The 24,954-nt window shown below is 60.3% G+C and carries 31 protein-coding genes; 17 read left to right on the top strand and 14 right to left on the bottom strand.

Annotation, left to right across the window (positions count from 1 at the left end; all coding sequences use genetic code 11):
• The first annotated feature begins 7 nt into the window (after positions 1-7).
• The 4 genes from SynTAK9802_RS06460 (at position 8) to SynTAK9802_RS06445 (ending at position 3,340) form a co-directional block, all read left to right on the top strand.
• Positions 8-658 carry a trans-aconitate 2-methyltransferase gene (locus SynTAK9802_RS06460; RefSeq protein ID WP_370586346.1) on the top strand — a complete coding sequence of 217 codons (651 nt, stop codon included), beginning with the start codon at positions 8-10 and terminating at the stop codon, positions 656-658.
• A gap of 6 nt (positions 659-664) precedes the next feature.
• Positions 665-2,311 (top strand): peptide chain release factor 3, encoded by a 1,647-nt coding sequence (locus SynTAK9802_RS06455; protein ID WP_186495476.1) that lies wholly within the window; start codon positions 665-667, stop codon positions 2,309-2,311.
• A 69-nt stretch (positions 2,312-2,380) separates the two neighbouring features.
• Positions 2,381-2,602, top strand: a complete 222-nt coding sequence (locus SynTAK9802_RS06450; protein WP_025362298.1) for a hypothetical protein — start codon at positions 2,381-2,383, stop codon at positions 2,600-2,602.
• Between the two features lie 42 nt (positions 2,603-2,644).
• Positions 2,645-3,340: a CPP1-like family protein gene (locus tag SynTAK9802_RS06445; RefSeq protein ID WP_186495475.1), complete on the top strand. Its 696-nt coding sequence runs from the start codon at positions 2,645-2,647 to the stop codon at positions 3,338-3,340.
• Between the two features lie 3 nt (positions 3,341-3,343).
• Here SynTAK9802_RS06445 and hslO read toward each other — a convergent pair whose 3' ends face one another.
• Positions 3,344-4,261 (bottom strand): Hsp33 family molecular chaperone HslO, encoded by a 918-nt coding sequence (hslO, locus tag SynTAK9802_RS06440; protein ID WP_114989102.1) that lies wholly within the window; start codon positions 4,259-4,261, stop codon positions 3,344-3,346.
• Positions 4,262-4,275: 14 nt separating this feature from the next.
• On the bottom strand, positions 4,276-4,914 hold the full coding sequence (locus SynTAK9802_RS06435) for an ABC transporter ATP-binding protein (RefSeq protein ID WP_114989103.1): 639 nt from the start codon (positions 4,912-4,914) through the stop codon (positions 4,276-4,278).
• 41 nt (positions 4,915-4,955) lie between these two features.
• Between SynTAK9802_RS06435 and SynTAK9802_RS06430 the strand changes: the two genes are divergently transcribed.
• The gene (locus tag SynTAK9802_RS06430) at positions 4,956-5,405 is read left to right on the top strand and encodes a DUF3531 family protein (protein ID WP_115082235.1); all 450 of its coding nucleotides are present in this window, start codon (positions 4,956-4,958) and stop codon (positions 5,403-5,405) included.
• Complete coding sequence (locus SynTAK9802_RS06425; protein WP_186495474.1) at positions 5,398-6,129, top strand: 16S rRNA (uracil(1498)-N(3))-methyltransferase; 732 nt, start codon at positions 5,398-5,400, stop codon at positions 6,127-6,129. Before SynTAK9802_RS06430 ends, SynTAK9802_RS06425 begins: the two co-directional genes overlap by 8 nt.
• Here SynTAK9802_RS06425 and SynTAK9802_RS06420 read toward each other — a convergent pair.
• Positions 6,119-6,535 carry a hypothetical protein gene (locus tag SynTAK9802_RS06420; RefSeq protein WP_186495473.1) on the bottom strand — a complete coding sequence of 139 codons (417 nt, stop codon included), beginning with the start codon at positions 6,533-6,535 and terminating at the stop codon, positions 6,119-6,121. The two genes, SynTAK9802_RS06425 and SynTAK9802_RS06420, sit on opposite strands and share 11 nt — an antisense overlap.
• 86 nt (positions 6,536-6,621) lie before the next feature.
• Here SynTAK9802_RS06420 and SynTAK9802_RS06415 point away from each other — a divergent pair, with 86 nt between their 5' ends.
• Positions 6,622-7,341, top strand: a complete 720-nt coding sequence (locus SynTAK9802_RS06415) for a TIGR00297 family protein (RefSeq protein WP_255487698.1) — start codon at positions 6,622-6,624, stop codon at positions 7,339-7,341.
• Here the strand turns inward: SynTAK9802_RS06415 and SynTAK9802_RS06410 are convergent, their stop codons facing one another.
• The gene (locus tag SynTAK9802_RS06410) at positions 7,342-8,067 is read right to left on the bottom strand and encodes a sigma-70 family RNA polymerase sigma factor (RefSeq protein ID WP_186495471.1); all 726 of its coding nucleotides are present in this window, start codon (positions 8,065-8,067) and stop codon (positions 7,342-7,344) included.
• 113 nt (positions 8,068-8,180) lie between these two features.
• Here SynTAK9802_RS06410 and SynTAK9802_RS06405 point away from each other — a divergent pair, with 113 nt between their 5' ends.
• Positions 8,181-8,345 carry a PCP reductase family protein gene (locus SynTAK9802_RS06405; protein ID WP_115082491.1) on the top strand — a complete coding sequence of 55 codons (165 nt, stop codon included), beginning with the start codon at positions 8,181-8,183 and terminating at the stop codon, positions 8,343-8,345.
• Between the two features lie 3 nt (positions 8,346-8,348).
• Here SynTAK9802_RS06405 and SynTAK9802_RS06400 read toward each other — a convergent pair whose 3' ends face one another.
• The 6 genes from SynTAK9802_RS06400 to SynTAK9802_RS06375 are packed head-to-tail and all read right to left on the bottom strand — an operon-like array spanning position 8,349 to position 13,595.
• A complete protein-coding gene (locus tag SynTAK9802_RS06400) occupies positions 8,349-8,516 on the bottom strand; it encodes a hypothetical protein (RefSeq protein WP_186495470.1) in 168 nt (55 codons plus the stop codon).
• A gap of 54 nt (positions 8,517-8,570) precedes the next feature.
• Positions 8,571-9,257, bottom strand: coding sequence for a GDSL-type esterase/lipase family protein (locus SynTAK9802_RS06395; protein WP_186495469.1), 687 nt, complete (start codon positions 9,255-9,257; stop codon positions 8,571-8,573).
• Entirely contained in the window at positions 9,254-10,786 is a 1,533-nt protein-coding gene (locus SynTAK9802_RS06390) for an ABC transporter permease (protein ID WP_186495468.1), read from the bottom strand. The genes SynTAK9802_RS06395 and SynTAK9802_RS06390 overlap by 4 nt, the downstream gene beginning before the upstream one ends.
• Positions 10,765-11,469, bottom strand: a complete 705-nt coding sequence (locus tag SynTAK9802_RS06385) for an ATP-binding cassette domain-containing protein (RefSeq protein WP_186495467.1) — start codon at positions 11,467-11,469, stop codon at positions 10,765-10,767. Before SynTAK9802_RS06385 ends, SynTAK9802_RS06390 begins: the two co-directional genes overlap by 22 nt.
• Positions 11,466-12,389 (bottom strand): putative selenate ABC transporter substrate-binding protein, encoded by a 924-nt coding sequence (locus SynTAK9802_RS06380; RefSeq protein WP_186495466.1) that lies wholly within the window; start codon positions 12,387-12,389, stop codon positions 11,466-11,468. Before SynTAK9802_RS06380 ends, SynTAK9802_RS06385 begins: the two co-directional genes overlap by 4 nt.
• A gap of 27 nt (positions 12,390-12,416) precedes the next feature.
• Complete coding sequence (locus SynTAK9802_RS06375; RefSeq protein WP_186495465.1) at positions 12,417-13,595, bottom strand: pyridoxal phosphate-dependent aminotransferase; 1,179 nt, start codon at positions 13,593-13,595, stop codon at positions 12,417-12,419.
• An 86-nt stretch (positions 13,596-13,681) separates the two neighbouring features.
• Here SynTAK9802_RS06375 and SynTAK9802_RS06370 point away from each other — a divergent pair, with 86 nt between their 5' ends.
• Genes SynTAK9802_RS06370 through SynTAK9802_RS06355 form a run of 4 tightly spaced genes read left to right on the top strand, consistent with a single transcriptional unit; the run spans position 13,682 to position 17,244 of the window.
• Positions 13,682-14,083, top strand: a complete 402-nt coding sequence (locus tag SynTAK9802_RS06370; RefSeq protein ID WP_186495464.1) for a VOC family protein — start codon at positions 13,682-13,684, stop codon at positions 14,081-14,083.
• Positions 14,080-14,658, top strand: coding sequence for a uracil-DNA glycosylase (locus SynTAK9802_RS06365; RefSeq protein WP_186495463.1), 579 nt, complete (start codon positions 14,080-14,082; stop codon positions 14,656-14,658). Before SynTAK9802_RS06370 ends, SynTAK9802_RS06365 begins: the two co-directional genes overlap by 4 nt.
• A gap of 5 nt (positions 14,659-14,663) precedes the next feature.
• Entirely contained in the window at positions 14,664-15,860 is a 1,197-nt protein-coding gene (gene ispG, locus SynTAK9802_RS06360; RefSeq protein ID WP_186495462.1) for a (E)-4-hydroxy-3-methylbut-2-enyl-diphosphate synthase, read from the top strand.
• 34 nt (positions 15,861-15,894) lie between these two features.
• On the top strand, positions 15,895-17,244 hold the full coding sequence (locus tag SynTAK9802_RS06355; protein ID WP_186497894.1) for a S41 family peptidase: 1,350 nt from the start codon (positions 15,895-15,897) through the stop codon (positions 17,242-17,244).
• 1 nt (position 17,245) lies between these two features.
• Here SynTAK9802_RS06355 and SynTAK9802_RS06350 read toward each other — a convergent pair whose 3' ends face one another.
• Both SynTAK9802_RS06350 and mfd read right to left on the bottom strand, forming a co-directional pair.
• On the bottom strand, positions 17,246-17,416 hold the full coding sequence (locus SynTAK9802_RS06350) for a hypothetical protein (protein WP_186497892.1): 171 nt from the start codon (positions 17,414-17,416) through the stop codon (positions 17,246-17,248).
• Positions 17,417-17,495: 79 nt separating this feature from the next.
• The gene (gene mfd / locus SynTAK9802_RS06345; RefSeq protein ID WP_186497891.1) at positions 17,496-21,074 is read right to left on the bottom strand and encodes a transcription-repair coupling factor; all 3,579 of its coding nucleotides are present in this window, start codon (positions 21,072-21,074) and stop codon (positions 17,496-17,498) included.
• A 64-nt stretch (positions 21,075-21,138) separates the two neighbouring features.
• Between mfd and SynTAK9802_RS06340 the strand changes: the two genes are divergently transcribed.
• Both SynTAK9802_RS06340 and SynTAK9802_RS12580 read left to right on the top strand, forming a co-directional pair.
• A complete protein-coding gene (locus tag SynTAK9802_RS06340) occupies positions 21,139-21,375 on the top strand; it encodes a hypothetical protein (RefSeq protein ID WP_186497890.1) in 237 nt (78 codons plus the stop codon).
• Between the two features lie 40 nt (positions 21,376-21,415).
• The gene (locus tag SynTAK9802_RS12580; protein ID WP_006851938.1) at positions 21,416-21,550 is read left to right on the top strand and encodes a hypothetical protein; all 135 of its coding nucleotides are present in this window, start codon (positions 21,416-21,418) and stop codon (positions 21,548-21,550) included.
• Positions 21,551-21,580: 30 nt separating this feature from the next.
• On the opposite strand, the gene SynTAK9802_RS06335 is transcribed toward SynTAK9802_RS12580, so the two are convergent.
• Positions 21,581-22,087, bottom strand: coding sequence for a hypothetical protein (locus tag SynTAK9802_RS06335; RefSeq protein WP_186497889.1), 507 nt, complete (start codon positions 22,085-22,087; stop codon positions 21,581-21,583).
• A 594-nt stretch (positions 22,088-22,681) separates the two neighbouring features.
• On the opposite strand from SynTAK9802_RS06335, the gene SynTAK9802_RS06330 reads away from it, so the two are divergent.
• The gene (locus SynTAK9802_RS06330; protein ID WP_186498257.1) at positions 22,682-22,876 is read left to right on the top strand and encodes a hypothetical protein; all 195 of its coding nucleotides are present in this window, start codon (positions 22,682-22,684) and stop codon (positions 22,874-22,876) included.
• 214 nt (positions 22,877-23,090) lie between these two features.
• Here the strand turns inward: SynTAK9802_RS06330 and SynTAK9802_RS06325 are convergent, their stop codons facing one another.
• A complete protein-coding gene (locus SynTAK9802_RS06325) occupies positions 23,091-23,849 on the bottom strand; it encodes a hypothetical protein (RefSeq protein ID WP_186497888.1) in 759 nt (252 codons plus the stop codon).
• 38 nt (positions 23,850-23,887) lie between these two features.
• On the opposite strand from SynTAK9802_RS06325, the gene SynTAK9802_RS06320 reads away from it, so the two are divergent.
• Positions 23,888-24,625, top strand: a complete 738-nt coding sequence (locus tag SynTAK9802_RS06320; RefSeq protein ID WP_186497887.1) for a DUF475 domain-containing protein — start codon at positions 23,888-23,890, stop codon at positions 24,623-24,625.
• Entirely contained in the window at positions 24,615-24,953 is a 339-nt protein-coding gene (locus tag SynTAK9802_RS06315; protein WP_115082253.1) for a DUF6464 family protein, read from the top strand. The genes SynTAK9802_RS06320 and SynTAK9802_RS06315 overlap by 11 nt, the downstream gene beginning before the upstream one ends.
• The last annotated feature ends 1 nt before the right edge of the window (position 24,954 follow it).

Here is a 24,954-nt window from a genome sequence, read left to right as displayed (position 1 = left end):
TGAGTTGATGAACGGCGATACGCAGGTGCAGGCCTATGCCGCTGCTGACTTCAGTTCCGGCGATCAAGCCACTATCGAAGCGATTCAGCGTCTCCTCTCACGCACATCGCCTTTGCCGCCTGATCCACTGGTGGTGGACCTGGGTTGTGGCCCTGGAAACATCACGCTTCGGCTGGCCGGCCTCTTCCCCAAGGCTCGGATCATCGGCATTGACGGTGCCGAATCGATGCTGGCTGTCGCCCGGGAGCGGGCGCAGCAGCAGCAGCTGGAGATCTCCTTCCTTTGTCAGACCCTTCAGGAGGTGCTTCGAGGTGCTCTGCTTGGGCAGGCTGATCTGATCGTCAGCAACAGTCTTTTGCATCACCTGCACCAGCCTGATCTGCTCTGGATGGTCACCAGAGACTTGGCAGCACCGGGTTGTCGCACCTTGCACCGGGATCTGCGGCGTCCTGCTTCCGACGCTGAGATTCAACAGCTGCTGCTCAAACACCTGCCATCGGCTCCAGAGGTGTTGCAGCACGATTTCGCTGCCTCGCTGGCGGCGGCCTTCGAACCTCAGGAGGTGACCGCAGAGCTCCACCGGCTTGATCTCAACCAGTTGACGGTGTCGGCGGAGGACGACCGTTATCTGGTGGTGTCAGGCTTGGTGAAGTCCTGAAATCCGATGAGCGGCAGTCAAGCGACCACTGATGGTGATCTGGCCCAGGTTTTGGCCTCGGCGGTGGATCGCCGTCGCAACTTTGCGATCATTTCCCACCCGGACGCGGGAAAAACAACCCTCACCGAGAAATTGCTGCTCTACGGCGGTGCCATTCAGCAGGCCGGTGCGGTGAAAGCCCGGGGTGAGCAGCGCAAGGTGACCTCCGACTGGATGGAGCTTGAAAAGCAGCGGGGCATTTCAATCACCTCCACGGTGCTGCAGTTCGATTACGACGCCACCACGATCAACCTCCTGGACACGCCAGGTCACCAGGATTTTTCCGAAGACACCTACCGAACTCTGGCAGCGGCGGACAACGCCGTGATGCTGGAGGATGCCGCCAAGGGCCTGGAGCCTCAGACCCGGAAGTTGTTCGAGGTCTGCCGTTTGCGGCAGATCCCGATCTTCACCTTCATCAACAAGATGGACCGCCCGGGGCGGGAACCGCTCACCCTGCTCGATGAAATCGAGTCGGAACTCGGCCTCACCCCCTGGGCGGTGAACTGGCCGATCGGCAGTGGCGAGCAATTCCGAGGCGTGATCGATCGCCGCAGCAAGGAGGTGGTTCTGTTCAGCCGTGCTGAACGCGGCAAGCAGGCCAGTGAGCAACGCCTCTCGCTGGACGACCCTGCCCTGCGCGAGTTGGTGGAAGAGGACCTGCTGGATCTGGCCATTGAAGAAATGGAGTTCCTGGAGGCGGCTGGCGCCGAGCTGGACATCGAGATGGTCCATGCCGGTGAGCTCACCCCGGTGTTCTTCGGCTCGGCCATGACCAATTTCGGGGTCCGTCCCTTCCTCGATGCCTTCCTGGAGATGGCGCAACGGCCCATCGCCCGATCCAGCAGCGAAGGGCTGGTGGACCCGTTGCGTGAAGGGTTCAGCGGCTTCGTGTTCAAGCTTCAGGCCAACATGGACCCCAGGCACCGCGACAGGGTGGCCTTCGTCCGTGTCTGCAGCGGCCGCTTCGAAAAAGACATGACGGTGAAGCACGCCCGCACGGGCAAAGCGATCCGTCTCTCTCGCCCTCAAAAGCTGTTCGGTCAGGACCGAGCCGTGGTGGAAGACGCCTATCCGGGTGATGTGATCGGTCTCAACAACCCCGGCATGTTTTCCATTGGCGACACCCTTTATGTGGGTTCGAAAGTGGAATACGAAGGTATTCCCTGTTTCAGCCCGGAAATTTTCAGTTGGCTGCGCAACCCCAACCCTTCAGCCTTCAAGAACTTCCGTAAAGGGGTGAACGAGCTGCGGGAAGAGGGGGCTGTGCAGATCCTTTATGACACCGACGAGAGCAAGCGGGATCCGATTCTGGCGGCCGTTGGACAACTCCAGCTTGAGGTGGTGCAGCACCGGCTTGAAAACGAATATGGCGTGGAAACCCGCCTTGAGCCCATGGGTTTCCAGGTTGCCCGTTGGATCAACGGCGGTTGGGCTGAACTCGAAAAGGTGGGCCGGATTTTCAATTGCAAGACCGTGCGTGATGCCTGGAATCGGCCTGTGCTGTTGTTCAAGAACGAGTGGAATCTCAACCAGCTTCGGGAAGACCACCCCGACCTTGAACTCAGCAGTGTTGCCCCGGTGGTGAGTGGAGTGGAGCCGATCAGTCTCTGAACCGCGCTCATTACCCCATCCACACCTCCACGGCTCTCTCGCCAGAATCGTGCCGCGTCTTCAACTTCCGTGAGTACGTTCTGGCTGCTGAGGAACAGCGCTGACGGCGGCACCGAATACGTGTGTTTCCGTGGTGATGACGAATCGGTGGAAATGCTGGAGGGCTACCACCTTCCTCCGCAGATGCCGTTGATCAAGCGCCGCTCCTGGATGAACCGGGTGGATGCCCTCAGCTGCCGGAGCAGGCTGGAACGCAGCGAGGGTTTTCGTCACGGTGCGCCCCTCTTCTGAACAGGCCCCAATACGCTCATCAAAAGGAACCCGATCGACGCAATGGCAGCCCTGGGTGAATCTGGTCCCGATGCAAACGCAGATGATCCATTTGCCCGTCTTGGCCTGAGCCGTGATGCGGGCTTTGATCAGGTTCAGGCGGCCAAAGCACGCTGTCTCGCCGAGGTTTCCGGTGATGATCAGGCCCGAGCAAAGATCGAAGCGGCCTACGACGCTGTCCTGATGGCTCGCCTGCGGGACCGGCAACAGGGTCAGGTGAGTGCTGCTGCAGCGACGGCATCGGAGCGGGAGGCCATGGCGGGATCCATGCCTTCTCCGCCAGCTCAGGCACCGATGGGCAACGTGTTGGCGAATCTCCGCAACAGGCTGCCCGATCCCTCCCCGACCCTCTCCGGCCTCAAGCCCGACTGGGCGCTGGTGGAAGGGCAGGGGCGTTCCGTTCGCCTGATTGCAGGGATCGTCGGCGTTGCTCTGTTGCTGATCTCGGCCGGGAGCATTCAGTTGGTGCTGGCCCTGGCAACCATCGGCGTTTTTCTCAGTCAGGTTCGCCGTGGTCGCCGCCCACTGGCATCCCTGGGCTGGACGTTGCTGGTGCTCATCCTGGGCTTGGCGGCAGGCTCTTTGCTGAACCTGGCGCTCTCCCCCACTGCTTTTGAACAGCTGGCTCTCAGTCCCCTGCAGATCCAGGCTTTGCCTGCAGCTCTGCTGCTGTGGGCTGCAGCCCTGTTCCTGGCCTGAGCATCAGGCCGCCGTCGGTAGGCCGTCAATCAGCTCCTGCAGCTCCGCAGCACTCACGTCATAGCGGTCGTTGCAGAAGTGGCAGGTCAGTTCCGCGCCACCGTCCTTGTCACGCATGTCGGTGAGTTCGTCCCTGCCCAGCAGGAGCAGTGCAGCTTTGCTGCGTTCACGGCTGCAAGGACAGAAAAAACGAAGTTCCTGACTGGCCTCGGCATCGTCGAGGGGTTTGGGATCAAGGTCGGGGAAGACGTCCCGAAGCAGATCCTCCAGCTGGTCTCCACTTGCCGCCAGCCGCTGACTGAATCCAGTGATCTCGCGGCAACGCTGTTCAATCAGCTCCACCAGGGCCGGCTCTTCCGCTGCTTTGGGAAGGATTTGAACCAGGAGGCCACCGCTGGCATGGATGCCGGCGCTGTTCACTTGCTCACCCACAAACACGGCTGAAGGAGTCTGCTCGGAGTGGAGCAGATAGGAGGCCACATCCTCACCAATGCCTCCACTGACGAGTTCAACGGTGCTGTTGAAGGGCTCACCCTTGCCGTCATCACGCATCACGTGGAGGTAGCCGGTGCCAGCGGCCTCCTTGAAGTTGAAGCTGAAATGGCCTGCTTCATCCTGAATCGGGTCGAGTTCCAGGCCCGGCTCGCCCACGTAGCCACGAACGGTTCCGTTACGGCCGGCATCCACCATCAAGTTCTTGATCGGTCCGTCGGAACCGAGGCGCAGGTTCACCCGGCCGTGGCGCACCTTCATCGAACTGGCCAGCATCAATCCAGCGGCCATGGCTCGTCCGAGCATCACGCTGGTGAGGAACGACAGACCATGGCGCTCCCTCGCCTCACGCACGATGTTGGTTGTTGATACCGCCACCAATCGGATGCCGCCCTCAGCGGCTGTTGCACGCACCAGCCGGTCGGCCATATCCCCTCGGAAGCTCAGGGCAATGTAGTCATCGGTTCGAGCCGCCCGCCCTGCAAGCGCAGTCTTTGGCAGTCCCAGTCCTGAAACAGCTCGGGTTCATGGGTGACCACGATCAACACCTGCTCACGGGCGAGGCCGGCGAGCAAATCAAGCACGTCCCGTCGCACCGACCAATCCAAACCTGCGGTGGGTTCATCCAGGAGGAGCACTTCAGCGCCGCGGAGCATTTGCACGGCGAGGGCAAGCCGCCGTTGCTGTCCGCCGCTCAGCCGTTCTGGCGCCGTTGTGGAGGCGATGCTGTCGAGGCCAACCCGTTCGAGCACGCTCTGTTCGCGCTCATGACCGAGCCGCCGATGCCCCAGCCGCAGTTCCTGAGCCACGCTCAGCCCGAGGAAATGGCGCTCAGGAAACTGGAAAACGATGCCGCAAAGCCAGCGCAACTGCCGTCGTTTCACTGCGCTGCCGTTCCAGCGGATGCTGCCGGATGTGGCTGATGCCAGGCCACTGATGATTTCCAGCAGCGATGTCTTTCCGGATCCACTGGCGCCAGCAATCAGCAGCGGCCGTCCTTTCTGCGTCTGAAAACCGACGCCATCGAGGATGGGGGCACCGGCAGTCGCAGGTGCATAGGTGATTCCTGAGAGCTCGAGCATGCGTTCAGCTTGAACGATGATGACGGTGTCGCGATGGCCCCATGGACATTCGTTTTCGTGAAGTGGATCCCTTCAATTGCTGGTTGTGGATCCGTTTTTCGGAACCCCCCAGTCAGGGGGAACGGAATTACGTCGATGGTGTCTTCGACAGCTGGTATGTGATCGGGCGTTTGGGCGGCTTCAACGCAGAAAACCTGCAGGTGCATGACGCGGGCTCCGATCTCAGTTGGATGACCTACGACAACGATGGGGCTGAGTCGGCGATGCCAGCCCTGATGCACAACATGGGGCAGCTCGAATACCAGAACGACTGGGGACGTTGCTGGGTTGATCTCGGTACGTCGGATGGAGTTGCCATCGATGTTCTGATCAATGCCCTGCGTCAACTGGACTCCGACGTGGTTCAGATCGAAGAGTTGGTCGTTGGTGGGGTCAATGAGAATTGGCCGGTTGAAGACCATCCCGACAGTGTTTTCCCTGCCGGTGGCTGAACGCCGGCGCTTGCTTCTGTCGTCGGATCGCCTGGAGCAGGGTGGATCGGTTCTGCTCAACTCCGAAGAGCAGCACTACCTGCGGAGAGTGTTGCGTCTGCGCTGTGGCGAGCAGGTGGATCTGATCGATGGTTGCGGCCGGCTCACGACCGCAACCCTGATGGAAGCCAAGCTGCTCGAGCTCGATCGGCCAGCGCAACTGATTGAGCCCCAGGCCCAACCTCAGCTGGGTCTGGCCGTGGCCTTGATGCGGCGGGGGATGGATGAGGTCGTCCGGATGGCCTGTGAGCTCGGGATTGATCGGATTCAGCCCCTGCGCTGCGATCGCTGTGTTCCCCAGGCCGACCACCGACCCGAGCGCTGGGCCACGATCATTCGTGAAGCGGTGGAGCAGTGCGAGCGGTTGTGGACGCCACAGCTGCTCGATCTCAAAGACCTATCTCAATGGATGGGAGATGAGCGGGGACAGCGTCTGGTGGGGGTGACCCGCGAGACGGCACCACCGGCCTTGGAACAATGGTTGCGTCATCAGGCCGATCCTGTTCAGCTCACATGGCTCATGGTCGGCCCGGAAGGGGGCTGGACCGAAGAGGAACTGAAGCAGTTCACCCAAGCCCAGATTCAGCCTGTCCAGATGGGATCAACCATCCTGCGCAGTTCGACGGCCGCGGTGGCTGGTGCCGTGGAACTGGTTCGTTGGCGTGATCGGCTGATCAGCTCTTGAACAGATCCTGAGCGATCCCCCGGAAGGATTTCAGAGCTGCTCCAGGCCGGCGGCTGCGCTGGCGCAATCCGCCACCAGGCATGAGGTTGCTGGGGGCAAAGGTGGAGTAGGTCACCGCCGGGCGGGATGCCTCTGCTGCAGCCAGTTCAGCGGCGATCGCTTCTGCTGTGGTGAGTGAGGCTGCGGGCTGAGCGCTGGATGCAGCACTGGTTTCTGCAACGGTCTCTTCAACAGCTTCGAGGGCTGAAGGCTTGGAAACCTCTGAGGGCTCGGAGGCAGCGACCACAGCAGCCTCGACCGGTGCCTCTTCGGTTGCTGGAGCCTCTTGTTGAGGCAGCTCGAGGGTGGCCGGAGCGGCGGCGTCATCCAGGGTGAGGAAAAAGCCCTTGTTGCTGTTGAACACCATCCGGTCGACCAGAGAACGAACGCACCCGATTCTCCCTCTGCAATGGCCGCAGGCAGGAGATGCTTAGGGCACTGCAACACGGTGTGATGTCAGCACTCTGGATTCAGGCCCTGCTGGTGAACACGGTTTTGATTGCCCTGGCGCAGCGGACATCTGTGCTCACCCGCAGTGGTTGGGTCCATGCAGCTGCCTTGGGCACGATCCTGTGGGGGTGTTTGGGGTGGTCGGGCTGGTTGGCCGTGGTCGCCTATCTCGGTATGGGAAGTCTGGTCACCAAGATCGGCTTTCAGAACAAGCAGAGCCGGGGCCTTGCCGAAGCCCGCGGTGGGCAGCGCGGCCCTGAAAACGTCTGGGGTTCTGCGGCTGTTGGAGCCTTCCTGGCACTGCTCATCGGTGCCGGTGTCGAGCCCCGTGAGCTGTTGTTGGTTGGTTTTGCGGCGAGTTTTGCCGCCAAGTTGGCCGACACCTTCGGCAGTGAGATCGGCAAACGATTCGGGCGCACCACGGTGTTGATCACCAGCCTGCGGGTTGTTCCACCAGGAACCGAAGGCGCTATCAGCCTTGAGGGAACCCTGGCCAGTGCCGCCGGCAGCATCGCTATGACCCTGGTGATGCTGGCCCTGCAGCTGGTTCCTTCATGGCCTGTGGCAGTGCTGGTGATGCTGGTTGGCCTGGTGGCGACCCTCGGCGAAAGCCTGCTCGGTGCTCTGGTGCAGGATCGCGTGGCTTGGTTGAGCAATGAGCTGGTCAATGCTCTCCAGACCATCTTGGCCGCAGTTCTGGCGATGCTGCTGATGGTGCTCTGATCAGCTGGTTTGGATGGGCATCAGACCATCGCGCTGGGCCCATTGCTGCAGCAGTTGAACTCCCTCATGGAGATGAAGGCGCAGGGATGAACGGCTGCAATTCATGGCCTGAGCTAGATCCTTGAGGGTCTGGCCTTCGATCAAGTGGGCTTGCAGCACCGTGCCGGCCAGGCCATCCACCTGGTGCAGCACGCTCTTCAACCAGTCCAGGTGTTCATCCTCCGCCCTCGAGCTTGCTGGCTTTCCAGGGCTGGCAGCCAGGTTGACGACCTGGCTGGCGCCATGGCTCTCAACGGCGGCAGCCCAGCGCTCTGGTCGAACCGATAGTTCGGTTGCAAGGTCCTGATCGCTGAGAAGCGGTTGCCGGTTCTGTTCGCGTTCCCGCTGGATCTTCATTCCGGCTGCGTAAAGATCACGCAGTCGCCAGGGAATCCGAATGGTGCGTGATCGATCCCGGCGGTAGTGGAGGATTTGGCCGGTGGCCCGCGAGAGCAGATAGCTGCTGGGGCGGAGGCCTCGTTGTTGATCAAACCGTTCAAGGCCACGGATCGATCCAACCCGGGACTCCTGCAGCAGGTCGTCGAACTCTTCAGGCCCGCGTTGCTGTTGGCGACGGGCCGCGCAGTGGGCCAGGCCCAGGTGCTTGAGAGTCTGCTGATTGCGTCGTGCAATGCAGGGCGGCAGTCCACGCCGGGACTCCTGGTGCAGGTGACGTTGAGAAATCAAGGGATCAGTGCAACTGATCCAACGGTTCAACCCTCAGCCCCAAAGCGGTTGGCCCTTTGGTGCCGCAGATCGGCACTTTCGTGCCGGATCATGGGTGCAACGGTTTTGGATGGATGGACTGGCAACCAGAAGCACTGGCAGCACTCAAGAAAGATGTTCCGTTCTTCGTACGGCCTGCTGTTCGTAAACGGGTTGAGGCGATGGCGGATTCAGACGGACGTTCCGACATCGACCTGGATTTCTACAAATCCGCCAAGCAGGCCATGGCCCCGAGCTGATCCTCAGGAGGGGTCGAGATCGCAGCGCTGCAGTTCCGGCTGGGTCAAGCGGTCAACGATGCGTGCCATATCCAGGGCTGTGAGTTCACCGTTTTCGTCCCACTTGAGCGTGGTTTTGCGCTGGGCAGGGGGGTGGCCGGCAGCGCGTTCTGCAGAGCGGTCAGGTCCCAAGTCCGATCACCAATGTCAGGAGAGCCACACATTAGTCGCCGCCGCGGGTCTCGTTTACATGCTGATAGGTGTTGATGTGTTAAGTGCAGCGAGTCCGGCCCACTCCTGCAGAGGCGCCCACTGGCCCATGCGCTGATCGAGCCAGCGGTGGCCATCGGCATTGAGGTGGATCCCATCAGGTTCCATCCAGGTCAACCAGTCGGGCTCCTGCTGCATCTCCTGATGCATGGACAGGAAGGGCACATCGGCCTCACGGCACTGTTCGGCCATCACGGCCTCCGTGGCCGCGATCTGGCTGTTGCTGTACCAGAGGCAGCGGGCAAAGGGCATCACGTGCTCATCCACCGCAGTGAGGCCCAGCACAAACACCTGCACCTCCTGGGTCAACTCCTTGAGAAGTTGTCCCAGCCCGAACGAAAAGGCTTCCACATCGAGTTGGGGTCTGCCGTCGATCCGACCAACGCGAGCGGTGTCATTTAGCCCGACACTGAGCAGAAGTCCGCCCGGCGTTTGGCGACGCAGTTCGCCGCGGCAGCTCCATTCGCTGCGCCAGCGGGCGGCCACGCGTTCCAGGCCATCCCCGCGGATGCCCAGGGGGTATACCACTGGTGCGTTGGGCAGGTTCATCCAGCGCAGGCGCAGTCGCTGGCACCAGCCACCCGCTTCACGGTCACCCCAACCATGCACGCCACTGTCCCCGAGCACGATCAGCTGACGGGGGGCGTCGTTCGCACCGCTCATAAGGCCATGGCCCGGCTGTTCCAGCTCCCCTGAAGTCGTTCCCCCAGGCTCTCACCCAGCAGTGTGAGCACCGCGGAGATCAGCACGATCCAGAGCACCAACCACCAATGAAACGAGCTGAGGGCTTCCATCAGCTGCCAGCCCAAACCGGCTCCCCCAACCATGCCGATGATCGCGGTGTCGCGCAGGATCACATCCAATCGGTAGGTCGCATAGGTGAGGTAAGCGCGACTCACATCCGCCAGGGGGCCGTAAAGCCAGCTCACCCGGTTGGGGGCGCCGCAGGCCTTCATGGTCTGGGCGGAACGCACTCCCGTGCTGCGGATGTCGTCGATCAGCACCCGACCCATCACACCGCCGTGGTGCAGCCCAAGGGCCAGCCCCGCCAGGCTCAAGCTTGGTTTGGCCAGCATCAGCAGCAGGAGTGCGGTGAGAGGGGCCGGGATCAGTCGCAACGCCCCCCACGCCACTCCCTGCAAACGCAGGCTGGCTTGGCTGGGCCAAACCAGCAGCAACAGCGGTGGAAGACCGGTGGCAACACAACCGGCGATCATGGTGATCCACACCGTGGCTCCAATCACCCCGGGCCAGGAGATCTCAAGGGCAGCATTGAATCCCTGGGATCTGTCGATGAGGTTGCCCATAACCATCGACCACTCAGCCACTGGCCAGGTCAGCTGCAGATCCAGCTGTGTTCCCCAGCCAAGGGCAACCCAAGGGCTGGCCATGGCCACGGGAAGAATCAGCATGCGTGACCAGCTGCGCAGGGTTCGCAGAAGTCGGTCGAGCACCACCATCGCGATGGCCAGCATCCAAAGCCCACTCCACAGCTCCTGAAATTGGAGTGATCGCAGGCTGAGGCTGAGGTCTGTCCCCAGTCCTCCGAGGCCGAAAACGCCTAGAATCAACGCTGAACGCAGTGCGCAATCGAGGCGGTGGCCGATGTGGTCGCTGATCGGCTCTGCCAGGGGTGGGACCAGCCCGGTGAGCATCACAGCCCATGGCGTGGCGCCGGCTCCCTTGAGGACGGGAATGGCCGGTGAAACGTGGCAATCAACCTGATCGGCGATCACCCGCGCCATCAGAACCGTGTAGGGAATCGCGATGGCGCAGATCGCAACCCAGCTATTCAGCCCGAACACCTGCAGCAGCAACAGCCCCCAGATCAGTTCATGCACAGCGCGCAGGGGCGCCAGCCAACGGCGCAAGATCACGGCAGGCCAATGCACGCCCGCCTGGATTTCCCAGAAGGTGCTTGAGCTCAGGAGTCCGAGACCCACGCCGAGAACACTGCTGATGCCCCAGGACATCACGGCGATCACCAGGGTGATCTGGAGCCCGTTGAGCAAGCTGCCCAGAACGATGGGGTCAATGGAGGGCTGTACGGCCCCAGCCGCGAACTGTTGAAGAACTGAAAGTCCGCCGCCGTGACCATCGCGCAACAGCACCCCAAGAACGCCGAGCAGGCTGAGGCCCGGCAGCAATGGGATCAGCGGCAGGGCTGGCTTCAGGCCGATGCGTAGAGCCATTCCAACTGATCCCGATGAATGGTGTTTGGAGCCGCATCGATCACCAGAGCACCACCACGGAGCCCCAGAACCCGATCGAAACGGTGTATCAGATCCGGCCGATGCAGGCTGATCAGACAGCCCGGCAAGAGAAGCAGGGTGTTGAGAACGTCTTCGGCGAGGCTGGGATCTAGGGCAGAGAGGGGTTCGTCCGCCAGCACGAGTTCAGGCCGCTGATGCAACAGACGGCCAAGAGCCACCCGTTGGCGCTGCCCTCCGGAGAGCTCACGCACGGGCTGTTCAAGCAGATCGGCCTCCAGTTTCACCTGGTGCATCAGCTCAAGGCAGGTGTTTGGGTCCAGGGGGCCCAGCAGGTTTCGAATCGCCCAGAGCAGCCCATGGCGTCCCAGGGCACCGCTGTTGATGTTCTGGATCACACTCAATTCCTCCACCAGGCGTAGGTCCTGCCAGAGCGTGCCGATTTGGCGCCGTTGCCGGCGGGACAACTGCTGATGGGGGCGACCACACCAGTGCACGGATCCTGCATCGGGGCTTAAGGCCCCGTTGCAGAGCTTCAGCAACGTGGTTTTGCCGGCGCCACTGGCACCGAGCAAAACGACACGCTGGTCCGCACGAAGGGTGAGGGTAATCGGTTGGAGCCGTTGCCCCAGGCAGACCTGGTGCAGCTCCAGCAGCGCCGTCAACGGATCTTTCCGAGTTGGCGACCCACCGTTTCGATCATCACGTAGTCCTCGTCCTTGGCGGGGATGAAGCGTTCGGCACCGAACAACTCGAGAATCGTGGCGCCGTTCTCTGTGTCTGCCGACAAGTCCAGCAACGCGTTCTGCAGCTTGTTGGTGAAACCTTTGCCAAAGCGCTCATCCAGACTGGGTCGTACAACCCAGTGGTAATCCACGTAGGGCGGTGTCCTCCAGATCACCGACACCTTGCCGGGATCCACGCGGCCGTCCGCCACATTGCTGCGCCAGACCTGCTCATTCAAGGCGCCCACCTCGTAGGCACCGCTTTGCACCACAGCAACGGTGGCGTCGTGGCTTCCGCTGAAGCCAGGGCCGCCCCCCGCCAGATCCTCAGGTTTCACGCCGTTTTCCCCCATGAAGAACTGGGGCATCAGGCGGCCGGAGGTGGAACTCTCCGAACCGAAGGCCAGTCGGCGTCCCTTCAGCTCAACCAGTTGGTCGGCACTGGTGAAGGGGCGCAAACCACTGGCGCCATTGGCGATGAACACACTGGTGAACTCTGCATCGATGTCCCGTTGCGCCAGCACCCGGGCTCCAGGCGTCTGCAGCCGGGCCTGCACACCGGTGAGTCCACCGAACCAGACCAGATCAAGGCTGCCGGTGCGGAAGGCACTCACCGCCGCCGCGTAATTGCTCACCGGCGCATACCGCACGGGAACATCCAGCTTTTCGCTGAGTTCCGCAGAGAGCGTGCCGTAGAGGCGATTGAGTTTCTCGGGGTTCTGGTCGGGGATGGCACCGATCTGCAGAACGGATTGTTTGGCGTCGTTCTGGGGTGCGCCGCAACTGGAAACACTGGCCGTGAGTGCGAGTCCGGCAATCAAACCGGTGGCCATCACGGCCCTGCGTTCTCGTACAGACATTCAGAAAAAGAAAGTGATCAGATCGGATCAGAAGGAACGAAGCAGCCGCTTCAGTCGCATTAGTCCATCGTTGATCGTCTCATCCGCTACGGCACAGGAGAGTCGAATGCAGCGGTCATCGCCGAAGGCCAGGCCCGGAACCACAGCCAGGCCTTCCTGTTCCAAGGCTTGCCGGCAGAACTCCATCGAATCGGGCACGCCGTCCGGCAGGCGGGGGAAGGCGTAGAAGGCCCCTTGAGGAGGCATCAGGGTGATGCCCTTCAGAGACTGAAGCCCTTCAGTGAGCAGAGTTCGGCGGCGGTTGTAGCTGATGGCCATCTCGCGCACGCAATTTCGAGGCGCTTTGATCGCCGCTAGGGCACCTCGTTGAGCAAAGCTGCACACATTGCTGGTGCTCTGGCTCTGAAGGGCTGAAGCAGCCTTGATCACGGCAGCATCTCCAGCCAGATAACCGAGGCGCCAGCCGGTCATCGCCCAGCCTTTGGCAAAGCCGTTCACGGTGAAGCAGCGCGAGCGGATCTCTTCGGCAATGGCCGCAAAGCTGCAGTGCTGTTGACCATCGGCCAGGAGATATTCATAGATCTCATCGCTCATCACCATCAGCTGGGGGTGACGGGCCACCAGCGCGGCTAGGGCCTCCAGTTCGGCCCGTGTCATCACCTGGCCGCTGGGGTTGCCAGGGGAATTGATCACCAGCAGTCGGCTGCGTGGGGTGATCTGCTGCTCCAGCAGATCGAGGTCGAGACGGAAGCCTTCTTCCGCTTTGGTGGGGATGATCTTGGTGCTCGCCCCGGCCAAGGCCGCCATCTCGGGATAGCTCAACCAGTAGGGCGCCGGCACCAGAACTTCGTCGCCGGGATTGAGCAGCACCTGGAACAGGTTGTAGATGGCTTGCTTACCACCGTTGGTGACCAGCACCTGCTCGGGCTCGGTTGGAATACCGTTTTCGACGCTCAGTTTGTGGGCCAGAGCAGCACGCAGATCGGGGTCCCCCGCGGCGGGGCCGTAGCGGGTGAAGCCGGATCCCAGAGCATGCTGAGCCGCTTCAACGATGAATGCAGGCGTCGCAAAGTCCGGCTCACCGGCACTGAGGCTGCAGATGTCCGTACCGCTGTCGCGCAGTGCTTTGGCCTTGGCGCTGATCTCCAGCGTCAGCGACGGTTTGAGGGCGACAGCCCGGTCGGAAAGTTCTGGCGGGCGCGGCATCGGTAACGCACCTCCCCGCGGTGCGTTTAAAACGTCATCATCCTGCCGCAGATGGTGTCGCAGACAACCTTGATTTCTCAGCGCCCATGAATGCGATACAGATCAGCTGGGTCTTGGCTGCGGAAGACAGCGCCAGATTGGCGACGTTCTACAGCGAGTTGTTTCAAGCCACGTTGAAGCCTGGGCTGGCGGAGCACCACTGCATCGTTCAATTCAGCGATGGCACCCAGCTGGAGATCTACAGGCCTTCACGCCGGCGCTCTTTTCCAGCCCGAGGGCGAGCGCTGGCGCCCTGTTTGAGGCTCTCCCCATCGCAGGAACCCCTGCCTGAACTTCAACGGCTGCTCAGTAACGCCCTGAAGCGTGGTGGATCGCTCCTCGAGGAGGCGCGGCTTGAGCCCTTTGGTGCTGAGGCCTGGATCCAAGATCCGGAGGGCAATCCACTGTTGCTCCTGGCTCCCCTTGCCTCTGTTGCTCCGAAGTCATGACCATCTCCAGCCTGGAGGCCTGCAGTTCTTGCACTGCCTGTGACCTCTCCAGTTCGCGCCAGACCGTCGTAATCAGCCGCGGCAATCCCAAAGCGGATCTGATGCTGATCGGTGAAGCACCAGGGGCTCAGGAAGATGCTCAGGGCGTCCCGTTTGTCGGCCGTTCAGGACGTGCCCTCGATCAACTGCTGCGGGATGTGGATCTGGATCCCGAGCATGACCTCTACATCTGCAACGCGATCAAATGCCGGCCGCCCAACAACCGACGGCCGAAAAAAGCTGAATTGGCCGCCTGTCGGGCCTGGCTTGACCTTCAACTGGAGGCCGTTGACCCCAAGGTGATCGTGCTGACGGGAGCCACCGCTGTGGAGACCATCCTTGGCATCAAGGGGGGCATGACCCAGCTTCGTGGGCAGTGGCAGAGCTGGAATAGACGGGCGGTGATGCCGATTTTTCACCCCTCTTATCTGCTGCGCAATCCCTCCAAAGCAGCCGGCGCGCCCCTGGATCTGACACAACAGGACCTGGCCGCAGTCCAACAGCGCCTGTGCGAGCCTTGGGTTGCTTCTAACTGAGCTTCATGACTGCCCTGGATCGGCGTTACGACACCAAGATCCATCGACGTGTGACCCGCACCGTGATGGTGGGTGATGTGCCGATCGGCAGTGAGCATCCTGTGGTTGTTCAGTCGATGATCAACGAGGACACCCTCGATATAGATGGGTCCGTCGCAGGAATCCTCCGGCTTGTGGAAGCTGGCTGTGAAATCGTTCGGGTGACGACGCCTTCGATTGGCCATGCGAAGGCCATGGCCAAAATTCGTGCTGCACTTCGAGAGCAGGGCTGCATGGTTCCCCTGGTGGCGGATGTCCACCACAACGGCATCAAAATCGCCCTTGAAGTCGCCAAGCATGTCGACAAAGTTCGGATCAATCCCGGGCTATTTGTTTTCGACAAGCCCGATCCCGATCGGCAGGAGTTCAGCAAAGAAGAATTTGCCGCCATCGGCCAGCGCATCCGTGTGACGTTCGAGCCCTTGGTCACCCTGCTGCGGGATCAGAACAAGGCGCTACGAATTGGTGTGAACCATGGCTCCCTAGCGGAGCGGATGCTGTTCACCTACGGCGACACCCCTGAGGGGATGGTCGAATCAGCGATGGAATTTGTGCGGATCTGTCACGAACTTGATTTCCACAACATCGTGATTTCGATGAAGGCCTCGCGGGCGCCGGTGATGCTTGCGGCCTATCGCCTGATGGCGGACACCATGGACAAGGAAGGCTTCAATTACCCTCTACACCTGGGCGTGACCGAAGCCGGTGACGGTGATTACGGCCGGATCAAGAGCACCGCAGGCATTGCCACCCTGTTGGCCGATGGATTGGGAGACACCATCCGGGTCTCATTGACGGAGGCTCCTGAAAAGGAAATCCCTGTCTGCTACTCGATTCTTCAATCCTTGGGTCTGCGCAAGACCATGGTCGAGTACGTCGCCTGCCCCAGCTGCGGTCGCACCCTGTTCAATCTCGAAGAGGTGCTGCATAAGGTGCGGGATGCCACCAAGCATCTCCAGGGTCTTGACGTTGCTGTGATGGGATGCATCGTCAATGGGCCCGGAGAGATGGCCGATGCTGATTACGGCTACGTGGGCAAAGGGCCTGGAACCATTGCTCTGTATCGCGGTCGAGATGAAATCCGCAAGGTGCCTGAAGCTGAGGGCGTTGAAGCTCTGATCCAGTTGATCAAAGAGGACGGTCGCTGGGTGGAGCCCGCCTGATCTCGTTAGTCTGAAGAATCAGTCCTGAAGGGCCATGGTTCGGAGTCAGCGCCTGCGTTCTTTGGTTCGTTCGACTCCGTTGCTGTTGATGCTGGGGGTTGGTGGTGTGGTCACCGCCATGGGCATCAGCTCACCAGGCCTCTCCCTTCCATCGGCATCCGGGGGATCGATTCACGACAGCCCCAAGGAGGTGATTGATCAGGTCTGGCAGATCGTTTATCGCGATTACCTGGATTCCACGGGCTCCTACGACGAAAGAACGTGGCGCCAGTTGCGGAGCAATCTGCTGCGCAAGTCCTACGGGGGCAGCGCCGAGTCCTACGAGGCGATCCGGGGCATGCTGGCCAGTCTTGATGACCCCTACACGCGTTTCCTTGATCCGAAGGAGTTCAAGGAGATGCAGATCGACACCTCCGGGGAGTTGATGGGCGTGGGGATCCAGCTCAGTCTCGACAAAGACACGAAAGAGCTGATTGTTGTCTCTCCGATTGAGGGCACCCCTGCATCCCGTGCGGGCGTTCAGCCAAAGGATGTGATCGTGTCCATCGATGGTGCCTCCACTAAAGGCATGACCACCGAGGACGCCGTCAAGTTGATTCGTGGCCCGGAGGGCACCGATGTGGTGCTGGGACTCAGGCGCCAGGGTCAGGTGCTGAATGTGCCGCTGAAACGGGCCCGGATTGAGATCCATGCAGTGAAGGCCATGCTCAATACGGCGCCCAACGGCCGCAAGGTGGGCTACATCCGTCTCAAGCAATTCAATGCCAACGCCACGCGTGAAATGCGTGCTGCCATCAAGGATCTGGAATCTCAGGCTGCTGAGGGCTATGTGCTGGATCTGCGCAGCAATCCAGGCGGCCTGCTCGAGGCCAGTGTGGACATCGCCCGCCAATGGCTCAATGAAGGCACCATCGTCAGCACCCGAACCCGCGAGGGCATTCGCGATGTAAGGCGCGCCACGGGTAGTGCAATCACCGACAAACCCCTGGTGGTGTTGATTGACCAGGGATCCGCCAGTGCCAGCGAAATTCTTTCAGGGGCACTTCAGGACAATTCCCGTGCCCAACTCGTTGGACAGAAGACCTTCGGCAAGGGACTTGTCCAGGCCGTTCGCGGATTGGCCGATGGATCCGGTCTGACGGTCACGATTGCTAAGTACCTCACACCCAAGGGAACCGATATTCATAAGAACGGGATCCAACCGGACATCGAAGCGGCGATGTCGAAGCAGGAGATCAAGAACTTCTCGGTTGAAGTCCTGGGTACCCAGAAGGACAGTCAGTACCGGACTGCTGAGGGGACCCTGTTGAACCAATTGAAGAAAATTCAGGCGGGCACGACCTATCAACCCGGCCGAGCCAACCTCAGCTACGCGTTGCAGTAACTCAGGAGATCGGCTGCATCAGTCCGCCGCCGCCACCACCACCGTTGGAGTCGTCATCGTCTGAAGCGCCGGGCTGGAACAGGGCAAATACACCAAGCGCGGTGGCACAGAAAACGCCGCTGATCAGTTCCAGAGAGACGCCACCAGCACCGATCTCGACGAATTCACCCATGTCCAACGGATTTTGCTGGAACCAATGTAACGAAGAATTGCGTGGTTGGTAACGTTTTTCTCAGAATTGGGTTCAGGCTTCAGACCTGAACCACCTCTGCATTCTTGGCACGCAGCTCCTCCTGCCGCTGTGCCTCCGTTTTGCCATCGGCATCGGGAATCTGGGCTGCCATCAGACGCAGCCATTCCATCAGCTGTTCCAGTTGCTTCTCCATGGGGAGAACACCAAGACCGCGGGCCATCACCTTGTGCTGGATGCCGCTGCCGGCTTGATACACCAAACGACCATGCAGATGTTGGGGCAACCCCTGGCGCAGCAAACGGAACGCCGGTTCCTCCATGGGAGTTTCGAGCACGATGTTGGGCTTTTCCGGTTTGATCCTGGAGAAGCCGCACCGCTTCGCCAGCAGTTTGAGTTCCATCAGCTGCAGAAGCGACACCACGGCAGCGGGCAGCGCTCCGTAGCGATCGGCCCAACCCGCAGCCAGCTCCACCAGGGCCTCGGCGGTGAGGCAGTCGGCGGCAGCGCGGTAGGCGGCGATCTTCTCATCGGGATCAGTGATCCAGTCCGCAGGCACGAAGGCCGTGACGGGGAGGTCCACCTGGGTGTCTTCAACGCTGGGGATGTCTTGACCCTGAATTTCCGCCAGGGATTCCTGCAGCATCTCCATGTAGAGGTCAAAGCCGATGGTTTCCATCTGGCCGCTCTGCTGCACGCCGAGGAGATTGCCCACTCCACGGATCTCCATATCCCGCATGGCGAGCTGGTATCCACTGCCCAGTTGGGCGAACTCCTGAATGGCGCGCAGCCGCTGACGAGCGGTGTCGCTCAGCGATGCATTGCCCGGATAGAACAACCAGGCATGGGCCTGAATCCCACTGCGACCGACCCGTCCCCGCAATTGGTACAGCTGAGCCAGGCCAAAGCGGTGGGCGTCCTCAATCAGGATCGTGTTGACACGAGGAATGTCCAGGCCGCTTTCCACAATCGTGGTACAGAGCATCACGTCGGCTTCACCGGCGTTGAACGCCACCATGGCGTTCTCCAGTTCGCCCTCGGCCATCTGACCGTGAGCCACCAAAAGCTTCAGGCCTGGCAGCATTTCCCGTAGGCCTGCTGCCACCTCCTCGATTCCTTCCACCCGGGGAACTACATAAAAGACCTGGCCCCCACGATCCAGTTCCTGGCGGATGGCGCTGCGCACCGCCTCCGGATCCAGAGAAGCCAGATGCGTCTTGATTGGACGGCGCAGTGGCGGTGGTGTGGTGATCAGGCTCATCTCCCGCACCCCCGAAAGGCTCATGTAGAGCGTTCTGGGAATCGGCGTTGCCGACAGGGTCAACACGTCAACGTCCTTCCGCAGCACTTTGATCTTTTCCTTTTGGTTCACACCGAAGCGCTGTTCTTCATCCACCACCAACAGACCAAGCTCTTGGAACGACGCTCCTTTGCTGAGCAGCTGGTGGGTTCCCACCACGGCGTCGATGGTTCCCTGCTTCAGGCCATCGAGAATGGATTTGCGTTCCGACGCCGTCCGGAAACGATTCAGCAAAGCCACCTTGATCGGATATGGCGCGAAGCGTTCCGAGAGTGTGCGCCAGTGCTGCTGAGCCAACACCGTGGTTGGGGCCAGCATCGCCACCTGTTTTCCAGCGGTGATGGCTTTGAAGATGGCGCGGATCGCAACTTCGGTCTTGCCGAAGCCAACGTCCCCGCACACCAGTCTGTCCATCGGCTCCTGCCGTTCCATGTCCCGCTTCACGTCGGCCGTGGCCTTCAGTTGATCCGGCGTCGGGTCATAGGGGAACGACTCCTCCATTTCCACCTGCCAGGGGCCGTCGGAGGGGAAGGCAAAGCCTGCGGCCTGTTGGCGTTCTGCGTACAGCTTCACCAGATCAAGGGCAACCTTGCGAACCGCCTTCTTGGCTCGTTCCTTGGCCTTGTTCCAGGCCGTGCCACCCATACGGTTGAGCTGCGGGGGTGTTTCACTCGTGGCTCGATAACGCCCAAGGCTGCCGAGTTGATCGGCGGCAACCCGAAGGATTCCATCGGCGTACTGCACCACGAGGTAGTCGCGGATGTCGCCTGACATCGCGAGTTTTTCCATGGCTTTGAAGCGGCCGATGCCATGGTTCCGATGCACCACGAAATCGCCCGGGCGCATCTTGTTGGGATCCACCGTGCGGCTGGCGGCCTTGCGGCGACGGCGCACATAGCCACTGGAACTGAGGCTCTGCTGGCCAAAGAATTCACGGTCGGTGACTAGAGCAATCCGCCAAGCCGGCAGCTGCAAACCTTCAAGTTCGGCCGTGCCCCTCACCTTCAGGGCGACGGGGGTGTTCTGCTCAATCAGACGTGAAATGGCATTGCTGTCTCCCGCGTTCGGCACAAACCGACTGATGCAGTCGTGCTCCTCCAGCAGAGCAACCGCTCGGCTGGGTTGTGCAGACACCAACCAAACCGCAGTGCGTTCGGTTTGAAATCCCTTGATCAGTTCCCCGAGTTTTCCGAATTGGTTGGGGTAGGCCGCAACAGGGCGGCTGGCGAGGTCAAAGCTGTTTGGGTGCTGGTCGACTTCGAGCAGTTCTGCCATGTCAAAGCCATGGAAGACCTCCGTCAGGGCATAGGCGGCTTCAATCTCACGGTGCAGAACCGCTGGCCAGAGCCGATCACGATCGCCCTCGTCCAGACCCGCCTCAGCAGCCATGTCGTGGTGATGTTCCTCCACATGGCTGAGCCACTGTTGTCCGTGGGCTAGGCCCTGGCGTCGCTCATCGATCACCACTGTTGTGGTGTCCGGCAGGTAGTCGAGAAGCGAGGCGGGTTGCTCCCAGGCGAGCCCCATCAGCCGGCGCATGCCTTCCGGGGTCCCGCCGTTCAAAAGCTGCTCTGTGCCCTCGCTACCAAGCAATTGCTCCAGTCCATCGGGCATCGTCTCCCTGAGCTGGTCCGCAATCAGAGGCCCAAACCCTGTTGGTGTGAGTCGAAGCGCATCGACGGGGTCCAGTGAGCGTTGGCTGGCGGGATCGAATTCCCGCAGCTTGTCGAGCTCCTCTCCGAAGAATTCGAGTCGAACAGGAAGCTCACTGCTCACCGGGAAGATGTCGACGATGTCGCCGCGACGGCTCCAGCTCCCCTCCTGCTCAATGGTGGTGACCCGCTCGTAGCCAAGTTGGGCCAGCGTCTCGCCCAGTGCCTCTAGATCAACCTCATCCCCTTTGCGCAAGGTGCGCGTTTTTGTTTTCAGAACATCCGGCGGGGGGAGATGGGGCTGCAAACAACGTTCCGTGGCCACGATGGCCCAGGACGCCGCGTTGGGTTCCCCCAGCAGGTCACTCAGAACCTGAAGTTGCCCCCAGGTGATTTCACTTGTGGGATCGAAGGGTTCATAGGGAGAGCCTTCGCTGGTGGGGTACAGGCTGGCCTGGCTCCATCCCATTAATTCCAACAGCGCTGTCCAGCGTCCCGCTTCCTCAAGCGTTGGCACCACCACGAGCAGAGGTGCGCCCCGCCGCTGTGAGAGCGCGCTGGCCACCAGAGCTCGGCTGCAACGACCAGCCCCGCGCATCAGCAAACGTTCGGGGCGGCTGGAGCGCTCATCAAGCTCACCGGTGAGTGCAGTTTCCTGCAACTTGGTCACCAGGGAACGGAGCGGCATGGAGCAGGCCTCGGCAATCCATGATCTTCGCAATAAGGTGCCTACAGCTGCGTTTCACCGGTCGATGCCGCGCTACCGCTGCCCCTCCTGCTGTTGCGGCCCGGCCTTGGTGTTGCATCCACCCAAGGGGATTGTTCCGCTCTGCTCCAGCTGCGCGACACCGTTGCAGCGTCAGCTCCTGGTCCGGCCCATTCCGCTGCTGGTGTTGCTGACTGTGGGCGGCGTGCTGGTTGCTTCCTCGGTCCCCATCCTGTTCACCCCCGAACCAGCCCCCAGCTCAAGGCGCGAAAAACTGGCCTAAGGCGTGGTTTTCGGTTCAATACGTCGGTATTGGTGCCTTCATGACCCTCGGCCGTTTTCTGATTTTCTTTGTGATCGGGCTTGTGCTCGCCCTCACCATTCCTCAGTTGACCTGGTTGCTTTGGCCCCTGGCAGCTTCAGCGCTTTTTGTTGTTGTTCAACTGATCCGCTCCTGAATTCTGGTGCGTTTAATGCCGCACCGGCGCTCAAGACAACCAGCAGGCATCCACAGAAAAGGTGAGCACGTCGTGGGCATCACGATGGTCTCCCGACGTAATGGCAACACAGGCCAGCTGACCATCGTCAAAACAGGTTTTCGACTTGAGCACAAATTTGGCGGCGTCACTGTGGGACCAGACCGCTAGACCCTGCTGTTGGGCTTCGTCGTTGTAGATGTCCCAGAGCTCTGAGAACCGTTCTGCCTCTGGACCCTGCAGAAATTCATTGAGGGCTTCATCAGCACCAACTTCACGGAAGCGATCCAGAAAAGACCGCAGCAAGGGATCATCGATCACATTGCTGGTGGCGATGGCACCAGTGATGCCGCGCACTGAGGTTCGAACAACCCGGTTGGGTTGGCTTCGGGCATCAATGATGACGACGGGGCATTGGAGATCCCAAGTGCTGCGATTTCTGAGTTCACGGCCCGCTTCGGACATGTCATCCCGAAGGTCATTGATCAGCTGCCGTACAACAAGAGTGGGGTCATCCATGACTGACCTTATCGCAAGTGCAGCTGGTGAATTTGGCAGGTTAAAGATTCAAAACGTTGAGACCTGAAGGCAACTCTTGTGGCCAATAGGATCATCGAGGCACTATTTCTGAGGGCTTGCAATACAGATGAGACCACCGGCCGGATCGAGCTGCCGTAAACCAATCGATTTGCTTTTATGCCTTCATTCACTGTTTTGAGGCGTCCCTTTGCGGGTCTTGCTGGTTTAACGCTGCTGTTGTTCGTTCACAGCATGGAAGTTCAATCCGGTGCCTGCTAAAGCTATGAGGCGGCATTCGATCTTGAAGTGGGAATGCGGGATGGATTAACCCTGAAACAGGCCAAAGCAAGCATTCTTGAAGATGGCTAAACAGATGGGACTGCTGCCTGCTTTGCAGCCATCAAGAATGAAATCAACCAAATGCCCTATGCCTTTCCACTGGTGAATCAAGCTCTCTACAAAAGAACGCGCCGCTAGAGAGCACGCATAAGTGAGATTTCCATTGCAAAAGCATGCTGTACAATAAATGAAGCGGAAGCCAAGTCCATCACAACGGCAATATCTTCAAAGACATCAAGCCAGAGATCTGATTATTTGGCTAAAGCTGCGGAGTACTACTCACGAGCTAAGCAATTGATCGAAGTCGCTCAAGACTGGCAGGCCTCGGGCTCCATGATCCTCAAGGCGCTTGCCGAGGAGAGGAAGTCTGAAAATACTGGTCTTCAGGTGATGAATGTGATCAAGTACCAAAAGCCCAAAACGAAGCTGGAGTTCAACTTCCGCAGTTGATTTATCAGCTAGGCAACCCCTCACGACAGAACTCCGATCTCACTACCGCCCCATAGGGGCCATTCCCCCCTTCAGGAAAGAAGCGGAGGGAACGACCTGGCTGCTCAGAGTGTGTAGACGATTCACCCTGCTGCAATCGGCATGGACGCCGTATCAGTCCCTGCCGCAAACCCGTTGTAAGCCATTAGCCCTGACCATTCCTGAGTGTTAGTGCTTATTTGGCCTGGCTGAGCGTCTGCTCCTCCAGCAGCATGTTGAACTGCAGCAGCTGTTCATCACTGAGTTGTTGACGACTGGTCGCCCCCAGTTGTTGTTGGAGAAAGGTCCTGGCTTGATCGGAGCTCCAGCCCAGCTGCTTCAACATGGCATCTCCTTGTTGAAGCAGATCACCACGACGGATGGGTGCTGGTGCGGTGGACGCGTCGTCGTTGGCTTGGATCAACTTCAACTGACGCAGATAGGCCACCAGATCGGCATAGCGCGTGAGCTTGTGGCGGCTGCCGAGCCCGAAGGCCCGGGTCAAATACTCCTGCTCCTGCTCTCGAGACCAACCAATGCGTCTGATTTCCATATCGATGGCGGTCAGCTCATCACTCCAGTCGTCAGGATCCGTTGGTGTTTCAGAGGGGGCGTTGTCAGCAGGGGTGGCTGGAACCTCCTGCTGGATGGCAGGGGGGTGTGGAGCAGACGAGGGCTGGGTCTGACCAATTTTTCTCGGCCGCTCCACGGGCACCTGCTTCGGATTTGGCTCATCCACATGGGGGGCTTCAGGGCGAGCTGAATTTGGGGGCTGTTGTTGCCCCTCAGTGGACACCAGCCTGGAGTTCAGGCGTTGTAACGCCCTCTCCTCAGCCTCTTCAGCAGTGGCGGCTTCACCGAGGGCGCTGCCCTGCTGAGAACCGTCGAGCCAGGCCTCGACCCGCACGATGCATCTCAGGGTGTCGACGTGACACAGCTCGGCCCGGATCTGCATCGCAATGGAACAGCGCTTGCACTTTCTAGGCTGCCGCCATGGACATCACTTCGCTTCCCTCACTTTCGGATTTCTTCGAAGGTGCCGATCAATGGGGTGAGGTTTTGGCCCTGCTGCCTGTTCTGGTATTGCTGGAGCTGATCCTGTCGGCTGACAATGCCGTGGCTCTCGCGGCCATCGCCCGCAGCAGCCGCCAACCGGAGCGGGAAGACCTTGCTCTCAACCTGGGCATTGGCATTGCACTGGTCTTGCGGATCGCTTTGATCGTTGTGGCCCAATGGGTGCTGCAAAACGCTTGGGTGCAACTCCTCGCTGCGGCCTATCTGGTTTGGCTGGTGGTTGATCACTTCAACAACCGATCAGGCGATGATGCCGAGTCCAGCGAAGGACATGAATCCAACGGTCTGTCGCGCCCGTTTCTGAACACGGTTTTGCTGCTGGCTTTCACAGATCTGGCCTTCTCCATCGATAGCGTCGCCGCAGCCGTGGCCATCAGTGATCAGATTGTGTTGATCAGCACAGGTGCCTTCATCGGCATCGTGGCACTGCGTTTTACATCCGCCCTGTTTATCCGCTGGCTTGATCTGTATCCACGGCTTGAAACGGCTGGGTTTCTCGCCGTTGCTTTCGTGGCGCTGCGCTTGATTGTTCACGTTGTCGTGCCCAGCCTCAATCAACCTGATTGGCTCACCTTGGTGGTGGTGCTGTTGCTGTTTGCCTGGGGAATATCGATCCGCAGCAAGGAACTTGATCAGGACGAAGGCCATGCTTGTTGAACTTCGCCATATCAGTGGAGACCGTTTGCTCCATCGCGTTGATCTTGAGGATCCGCCACAACCGGGGCGATGGCTTGTTGTGGAACAGCAATCCTTCCTCGTGATGCAACGTCGTCACCGTTACGCCCTTCGCAACGGTCGCTATGTGATGGCCTCAGTGGCCCTGTTGGTGAAACCCCAGACGCGTCCCGCCGATGCAACACCCTGGAGACATGGCTGGGTGATCGGTGATCCCAATTGCCGTTTCAATGCCCGTAGTCCTTTGCTCCGCTGTGCTGTGTGGCCGGAAGGCCCCTGCGAGAACTGCAGCCACCGTGAACTTCGCTGAT

Origin of the sequence: Synechococcus sp. TAK9802, assembly GCF_014279535.1 — a bacterium.
Classification (GTDB): domain Bacteria; phylum Cyanobacteriota; class Cyanobacteriia; order PCC-6307; family Cyanobiaceae; genus Parasynechococcus.
Note: the sequence above shows the minus strand (reverse complement) of the source record. Positions and strands in the feature narration are given on the sequence as shown.

Bases quoted from the DNA above. Each gene is read 5' to 3' on its own strand.
- SynTAK9802_RS06460 (WP_370586346.1), top strand. From the start codon at position 8: ATGAACGGCGATACGCAGGTGCAGGCCTATGCCGCTGCTGACTTCAGT.
- SynTAK9802_RS06455 (WP_186495476.1), top strand. From the start codon at position 665: ATGAGCGGCAGTCAAGCGACCACTGATGGTGATCTGGCCCAGGTTTTG.
- SynTAK9802_RS06445 (WP_186495475.1), top strand. From the start codon at position 2,645: ATGGCAGCCCTGGGTGAATCTGGTCCCGATGCAAACGCAGATGATCCA.
- hslO (WP_114989102.1), bottom strand. From the start codon at position 4,261: ATGGCCGACCGGCTGGTGCGTGCAACAGCCGCTGAGGGCGGCATCCGA.
- SynTAK9802_RS06435 (WP_114989103.1), bottom strand. From the start codon at position 4,914: ATGCTCGAGCTCTCAGGAATCACCTATGCACCTGCGACTGCCGGTGCC.
- SynTAK9802_RS06430 (WP_115082235.1), top strand. From the start codon at position 4,956: ATGGACATTCGTTTTCGTGAAGTGGATCCCTTCAATTGCTGGTTGTGG.
- SynTAK9802_RS06420 (WP_186495473.1), bottom strand. From the start codon at position 6,535: ATGGTGTTCAACAGCAACAAGGGCTTTTTCCTCACCCTGGATGACGCC.
- SynTAK9802_RS06415 (WP_255487698.1), top strand. From the start codon at position 6,622: ATGTCAGCACTCTGGATTCAGGCCCTGCTGGTGAACACGGTTTTGATT.
- SynTAK9802_RS06405 (WP_115082491.1), top strand. From the start codon at position 8,181: ATGGACTGGCAACCAGAAGCACTGGCAGCACTCAAGAAAGATGTTCCG.
- SynTAK9802_RS06395 (WP_186495469.1), bottom strand. From the start codon at position 9,257: ATGAGCGGTGCGAACGACGCCCCCCGTCAGCTGATCGTGCTCGGGGAC.
- SynTAK9802_RS06390 (WP_186495468.1), bottom strand. From the start codon at position 10,786: ATGGCTCTACGCATCGGCCTGAAGCCAGCCCTGCCGCTGATCCCATTG.
- SynTAK9802_RS06380 (WP_186495466.1), bottom strand. From the start codon at position 12,389: ATGTCTGTACGAGAACGCAGGGCCGTGATGGCCACCGGTTTGATTGCC.
- SynTAK9802_RS06375 (WP_186495465.1), bottom strand. From the start codon at position 13,595: ATGCCGCGCCCGCCAGAACTTTCCGACCGGGCTGTCGCCCTCAAACCG.
- SynTAK9802_RS06370 (WP_186495464.1), top strand. From the start codon at position 13,682: ATGAATGCGATACAGATCAGCTGGGTCTTGGCTGCGGAAGACAGCGCC.
- SynTAK9802_RS06365 (WP_186495463.1), top strand. From the start codon at position 14,080: ATGACCATCTCCAGCCTGGAGGCCTGCAGTTCTTGCACTGCCTGTGAC.
- ispG (WP_186495462.1), top strand. From the start codon at position 14,664: ATGACTGCCCTGGATCGGCGTTACGACACCAAGATCCATCGACGTGTG.
- SynTAK9802_RS06355 (WP_186497894.1), top strand. From the start codon at position 15,895: ATGGTTCGGAGTCAGCGCCTGCGTTCTTTGGTTCGTTCGACTCCGTTG.
- SynTAK9802_RS06350 (WP_186497892.1), bottom strand. From the start codon at position 17,416: ATGGGTGAATTCGTCGAGATCGGTGCTGGTGGCGTCTCTCTGGAACTG.
- mfd (WP_186497891.1), bottom strand. From the start codon at position 21,074: ATGCCGCTCCGTTCCCTGGTGACCAAGTTGCAGGAAACTGCACTCACC.
- SynTAK9802_RS06340 (WP_186497890.1), top strand. From the start codon at position 21,139: ATGCCGCGCTACCGCTGCCCCTCCTGCTGTTGCGGCCCGGCCTTGGTG.
- SynTAK9802_RS12580 (WP_006851938.1), top strand. From the start codon at position 21,416: ATGACCCTCGGCCGTTTTCTGATTTTCTTTGTGATCGGGCTTGTGCTC.
- SynTAK9802_RS06335 (WP_186497889.1), bottom strand. From the start codon at position 22,087: ATGGATGACCCCACTCTTGTTGTACGGCAGCTGATCAATGACCTTCGG.
- SynTAK9802_RS06325 (WP_186497888.1), bottom strand. From the start codon at position 23,849: ATGCAGATCCGGGCCGAGCTGTGTCACGTCGACACCCTGAGATGCATC.
- SynTAK9802_RS06320 (WP_186497887.1), top strand. From the start codon at position 23,888: ATGGACATCACTTCGCTTCCCTCACTTTCGGATTTCTTCGAAGGTGCC.
- SynTAK9802_RS06315 (WP_115082253.1), top strand. From the start codon at position 24,615: ATGCTTGTTGAACTTCGCCATATCAGTGGAGACCGTTTGCTCCATCGC.